Genomic DNA, 5,184 nt, shown 5'->3' with positions numbered 1-5,184 from the left:
TTCGATAATGATCCTTGGTAAAGGGGCGAAGGGGAATGGCGAGACTCCTGCGGGAAAAAAGTGCTTGGTGAGACCCCACAGGACGCAGTCCGAGGAGGCTCACCGCGCTCCCGCGGAAAGCGAGCTATTCCCCGCAGCCCCCATCCACTCAGCATAAGTCTCGAAACTGAGTCTTCAAGAAACCTGCCATTTAGTTGAATATTTACTTCTTCTTATAAGGAGAAGCATAAAAAAAGCACTCGTTTGAGAGTGCTTTTTTTGTCTTAACTGCTGTAGTCGTATTGATTTTGAATCTTACCTTCTTTGGTATGGATAACCGCTGAAGTCCCTTTGTTTTGAGCGATTTCTTTTGCTCGGTCAATCGCATCCTGTTTGTTTTCGTACACCTTCGTCGGTTGTTCCGCACCTTCTGCTTTTACAGCCCAACCTTCTTCATGAGAAACTACATGTTCTGCTTGATTTCTGCTTTCAGCCACTTTGAATTCCTCCTTGATAATGATTATATAGGCTATATATCCGGTCACGAAAAGGTATAAACCTAATTTTCTCCATTCATTTACATTTTTTCCTGTATACTTCCATCCTTCTTGTGGATGACTACCTGTGTACCTTTATTTTCAGCAATCTCTTTCGCTCGGTCAATGGCTTCCTGCTTTTTATCAAAGACATCGGATGCCTGCTTCGCATCTTCCGCTTTTACCGCCCATCCTTCTTCATGAGCGACTACATGCTGACCCTTCTCCAAGAGTTCCGGGCGACTCTCGCCCTGCCTTCCATCCTCGTCCCTTGTTTTCAGGTTTTTATCGCTCATTTGCTTCATCCGATTCACTTCTTTTTCATCGGCATTTTCATACCATTCTTTTGCTTGCTCTGTAGCTATAGGGATGGCCTGTCCCTCTTTATACCCTTCATCAATCATAGCGTTCGCTATATCAATTGCTTTTTTTCTAATTGGTGTATCCAGGTTTTTAAAAGAGCTTGGATAATCATCTGTATCCCATGGCATTTCAGTCGTCCTCCTCATTGGTTTATTAACATGGTTATTCCCTTCATTAACACCGTTTTAAACGAATCGGGGACCTTCGTCGAATTGAAACAGGAGAAAAAATAAGATACGATATTAACGTCGATAAGTTAGAAAAAATGACATACTTTGATATTTTCTTACCAAAATTAGACGGTTCGTTCACAAAAAGCCATGGACATCCATTCGCTATGGTTGTTGGGCACATTACTTTTTAAGTGCATAGGAGGTATTTTCTTGAATATAAGTATCCATCCTCTAGGAGATCAGGCACTTCTTATTGATTTTGGAGAAGCTATCAATGAGGAGACAAATCAACAGGTACGTCAGGCTGCCGCACATCTAGAAAAGCAAAAGCCCGACTGGATGATTGAATACATTCCGGCTTTTTCTACTCTCACCATTCTTTATAACCCCTACTACATAGCTAAACAACTGCGTTCACAAGAGCTGCTCCCTTATGAATGGGCACGTACGAAGGTTTTAGATTTATTATCTCAAACGTCTTCCCATCATTCTGAGGGGAGAACCATAGAAATACCGGTGTGTTACGGAGGAGAATGGGGACCAGATCTCTCTTTTGTCGCGTCACACAACAGTATGAGCGAAGAAGAAGTCATAGACGCCCACATGAAGGGAGATTACCTTGTGTATATGATAGGATTCGCTCCTGGTTTCCCTTATATCGGAGGGATGGATAAAAAAATTGCTGCTCCCCGTCGTGACGATCCAAGGCTTTCGATTCCTTCCGGCTCTGTAGGCATTGCAGGAGAGCAAACCGGGGTTTATCCTATTGAAACTCCCGGGGGATGGCAGCTGATCGGCCGAACCCCACTCAAACTTTTTGAACCGGATAGGGAATCCCCTTCACTCCTCCAGGCCGGAGACCGCATTCACTTCAAACGGATAAGTGAAGCAGAATATTCACGACTAAAGGAGGAGGATCAATGATATCGGTATTAAAATCAGGACTGATGACCACCATTCAAGATTTAGGAAGATACGGCTATCAAAAGGATGGCGTCATCGTGAGTGGAGCCATGGATCACCAGGCCCACCGAATTGCAAACCTCCTAGTCGGAAATTCTGACGAGGCAGCGACCATGGAGATTACACTCATGGGGCCTGTTCTTGAATTCCAACAAGATGCTTTCATTGCTATTTGCGGAGGAAACCTTACGCCTATGATTGATGGTGACAGTGTTTCCACTTGGAAACCTTTGTACATAAAAAAAGGAAGCGAGCTCCGCTTCGGTCAACCAAAAAAAGGCTTCAGATGCTATCTATCCATTTCCGGCGGATTCCAAGTGGAGAAGGTCATGGGGAGCTCCTCGACATATCTGCGTGCAAACATGGGAGGTTTCGACGGACGGATATTAGAAAAAGGAGACCAACTTCGTTTTGGTGTGCCTGGTTCTCAACCTCAATATTCGAATGAGCAACTCAAACCTGCGGACAAAGCTACATCTTTTAAAGAGGCTTCGTGGTTCGTCGGTCCTGAGTTCACTAATTATACGAAGAATGACCAGCCGATCCGAGTCATGCAAGGCCGTGAATTTGATTTATTCACAGAACAGAGCAAAGAACATTTTTTCAAAGATGCATTTAAAATTGATTCGAAATCAGATCGCATGGGCTACCGTTTAAACGGTGCAGCCTTGAGTCTTAAAAATAAGAAAGATATCATCTCAGAAGCTGTTACGTTCGGGACCATTCAAGTGCCCCCAGATGGAAATCCGATTTTACTACTAGCGGATCACCAAACCACTGGTGGTTATCCAAAAATCGGACAAGTAGCTTCGGTCGATTTACCAAGAATCGCACAAATGCGACCGGGAGAAAAGATCAACTTCACACCAATTACTCACGAGGAAGCTCAACGCCTCCTTTTAGAAAAAGAAAACCATTTCAAACAGCTGCAAAGAGGGATTGCCACGAAATTTCGTTAAGGAGGAGATACCATGCATACCGTCGACTTAAATTGTGATATGGGAGAAAGCTTTGGTCGCTACACCATCGGCCGCGACGAAGAAATCATGAAATATGTAACATCCGCGAATATCGCTTGCGGATACCACGCCGGGGATCCAACCATTATGAAAAAAACGGTTCAGATGGCGTTGGCGCATGATGTCGGAATCGGTGCCCACCCAGGCTTGCCGGATCTAGCAGGATTCGGACGACGCCCAATGGATATTTCTGAAGAAGAAGCTTATGATATGGTTGTCTATCAAATCGGTGCCCTGAAAGGGTTTGTGGATACAGAAGGGGGACGCTTACAACACGTTAAACCTCACGGTGCTCTGTTTAACATGGCTGCAAAGAATCAACAGTTAGCACAAGCTATAGCCAAAGCCGTTTATGATGTGGACCCAGAACTAATACTCTTCGGGCTTGCTGGAAGTGAACTCGTAAAAGCTGGACATGAGCAAGGACTTAAAACAGCCAGTGAAGTATTCTCCGATCGCACCTATCAATCAGATGGATCTCTGACTTCACGAAGAGATCCAAACGCACTCATTACTGATCACGAGCAAGCCGTCGAACAAGTCATCCGCATGATAAAAGACAACAAAGTCCGGACAGTTCAGGACACGGATATCGCTATTGATGTACAAACCATTTGTATTCATGGTGATGGTGCAAGCGCTATTGATTTCGCCAATTATATTACTAAAGCATTGAAAGAATCAGAGATCACCCTTCAATCCATCGGACAATTTATCACAAAATAAGAATACACAGGAATCATACAACACAATAAACCCTAGCAAAGGAGCTACCCCATGAAGGAACAATCGACAAGAAGTCTCCTGTTAGGAGCCGCTTTCCTGATGGCAACATCCGCCATCGGTCCTGGCTTTCTGACACAAACGACTCACTTCACTCAACAACTTGCAGCAAGTTTTGGATTTGTCATCTTAATCTCCATAATTATAGATATCGGAGCTCAACTGAATATATGGCGAATCATTGCGGTGTCGGAAAAACCAGCTCAGGATATCGCTAACAGTCTCCTCCCTGGTCTCGGAGTATTTTTATCAGTACTCATAGTCGCGGGTGGTTTAGCCTTTAATATTGGAAATATCGCAGGCGCCGGCCTTGGTACCAATGTCCTCTTCGGAATTTCACCTGAAATGGGAGCATTATTCAGCGGGATCGTCGCCGTTGCCGTCTTCCTCGTACGGGAAGCCGGTAAAGTCATGGACCGATTCGCACAGATTGCAGGATTTGTCATGATTGCCTTAACCATATTCGTCATGTTCTCTGCCCAGCCACCTGTCGGAGAAGCCGTCGCGAAAACATTCGTCCCAGATACGATTGATTTCCTGGCTATCATCACCCTCGTCGGTGGTACCGTCGGAGGATACATTACTTTCGCAGGTGGACACCGTCTTCTAGATGCAGGGATAAAAGGAAAAGAAGCTCTCCCACAAGTCACAAAAAGTTCTGTGTCTGCGATTGGAATTGCCTCTGTCATGCGAATCTTCCTTTTCCTTGCTTCCTTGGGTGTTGTGGCCTCAGGTTTCACACTCAACCCTGATAACCCACCTGCTTCGGTCTTCCAGGCAGCTGCCGGAAATGTCGGGTACAAAATCTTTGGTGTCATTATGTGGGCCGCTGCAGTAACTTCTGTAGTAGGAGCTGCTTATACATCCGTTTCATTTATTCGTACTTTCAATAAAACAATCAACAAGCACCACAAATGGTTCATAGTCGCGTTTATCGTCATCTCAACGACCGTCTTCGTTTCAGTTGGTGAACCTGTCAAAGTGCTGATTCTTGTTGGCTCGTTAAATGGTTTAATCCTCCCGATTGCGCTGGGTGTCATGCTGATAGCCGCGTATAAACAAAAAATTGTCGGGGATTACAAACACCCGCTATGGTTGACCATATTCGGAGTATTGATTGTCATCGCCATGTCCTACATGGGCGGCATGTCACTCATCCAAGGCATTCCAAGACTATTCGGTTAACCCCCCAAAGAGCTCAGGCCACCTGAGCTCTTTTTTTATCAGTAAAGCTCCCTTTTCTTGAAGACTCAGTTTCGAGATGATTGTAAGGTTCTAGGGGCTCCGGGAAAAGGTTCGCTTTCCATGGGGCGGGCGGTGAGCCTCCTCAGGCTACGCCTTCCGGGGTCTCACCTGTCCCACACGTCC

Annotated in this window: 6 protein-coding genes; 4 read left to right on the top strand and 2 right to left on the bottom strand. The window is 45.3% G+C overall.

What is annotated here, in order from left to right; all coding sequences use genetic code 11:
* Positions 1 to 263: 263 nt before the first annotated feature.
* Positions 264 to 476 carry a DUF2188 domain-containing protein gene (locus VKA52_RS01440; RefSeq protein ID WP_160914238.1) on the bottom strand — a complete coding sequence of 71 codons (213 nt, stop codon included), beginning with the start codon at positions 474 to 476 and terminating at the stop codon, positions 264 to 266.
* 80 nt (positions 477 to 556) lie between these two features.
* Positions 557 to 1,006 (bottom strand): DUF2188 domain-containing protein, encoded by a 450-nt coding sequence (locus VKA52_RS01435; RefSeq protein WP_326313944.1) that lies wholly within the window; start codon positions 1,004 to 1,006, stop codon positions 557 to 559.
* Positions 1,007 to 1,261: 255 nt separating this feature from the next.
* Between VKA52_RS01435 and pxpB the strand changes: the two genes are divergently transcribed.
* Genes pxpB through VKA52_RS01415 form a run of 4 tightly spaced genes read left to right on the top strand, consistent with a single transcriptional unit; the run spans position 1,262 to position 5,001 of the window.
* Entirely contained in the window at positions 1,262 to 1,975 is a 714-nt protein-coding gene (gene pxpB / locus VKA52_RS01430) for a 5-oxoprolinase subunit PxpB (protein ID WP_237417487.1), read from the top strand.
* Complete coding sequence (locus VKA52_RS01425) at positions 1,972 to 2,973, top strand: biotin-dependent carboxyltransferase family protein (RefSeq protein ID WP_326313943.1); 1,002 nt, start codon at positions 1,972 to 1,974, stop codon at positions 2,971 to 2,973. The genes pxpB and VKA52_RS01425 overlap by 4 nt, the downstream gene beginning before the upstream one ends.
* Before the next feature lie 12 nt (positions 2,974 to 2,985).
* Entirely contained in the window at positions 2,986 to 3,759 is a 774-nt protein-coding gene (locus tag VKA52_RS01420; protein ID WP_160914230.1) for a LamB/YcsF family protein, read from the top strand.
* Positions 3,760 to 3,810: 51 nt separating this feature from the next.
* Positions 3,811 to 5,001 (top strand): NRAMP family divalent metal transporter, encoded by a 1,191-nt coding sequence (locus VKA52_RS01415; protein WP_326313942.1) that lies wholly within the window; start codon positions 3,811 to 3,813, stop codon positions 4,999 to 5,001.
* Positions 5,002 to 5,184 lie beyond the last annotated feature (183 nt).

The sequence above is a fragment of the Halobacillus sp. HZG1 genome (assembly GCF_035818575.1).
In the GTDB taxonomy this organism is placed as follows: Bacteria; Bacillota; Bacilli; order Bacillales; family Halobacillaceae; genus Halobacillus; species Halobacillus litoralis.
Note: the sequence above shows the minus strand (reverse complement) of the source record. Positions and strands in the feature narration are given on the sequence as shown.